The organism is Streptococcus sp. 79 (assembly GCF_013277425.1).
Classification (GTDB): domain Bacteria; phylum Bacillota; class Bacilli; order Lactobacillales; family Streptococcaceae; genus Streptococcus; species Streptococcus pseudopneumoniae.
This window is the reverse complement of the sequence record NZ_VMMW01000100.1, coordinates 1-524: the sequence shown is the minus strand read 5'-3', so window position 1 is coordinate 524 and position 524 is coordinate 1. Positions and strand designations below refer to the sequence as shown.

The window sequence follows — 524 nt, the reverse complement described above, 5'->3', positions numbered from 1 at the left end:
GCCATTAAACTAGCTCGTTCGACCTACTACTATCACTTGAAACAGCTAGATAAACCAGATAAGGACCAAGAGCTTAAAGCTGAAATTCAATCCATCTTTATCGAACACAAGGGAAATTATGCTTATCGTCGGATTTATTTAGAACTAAGAAATCGTGGTTATCTAGTAAATCATAAAAGAGTTCAAGGCTTGATGAAAGTACTCAATTTACAAGCTAAAATGCGACAGAAACGAAAATATTCTTCTCATAAAGGAGACGTTGGTAAGAAAGCAGAGAATCTCATTCAACGTCAATTTGAAGGCTCTAAAACAATGGAAAAGTGCTACACAGATGTGACAGAATTTGCCATTCCAGCAAGTACTCAAAAGCTTTACTTATCACCAGTTTTAGATGGCTTTAATAGTGAAATTATCGCCTATAATCTTTCAACTTCACCCAACTTAGAACAAGTACAAACAATGTTGGAACAGGCATTCAAAGAGAAGCACTACGAGAATACGATTCTCCATAGTGACCAAGGCTG

General features: G+C 36.5%; 1 protein-coding gene. It reads left to right on the top strand.

Annotated features, from left to right (window positions below; all coding sequences use genetic code 11):
• Nucleotides 1-524: IS3 family transposase (locus HT729_RS10800; protein WP_172932012.1), on the top strand; the 524-nt coding region annotated here is incomplete at both ends.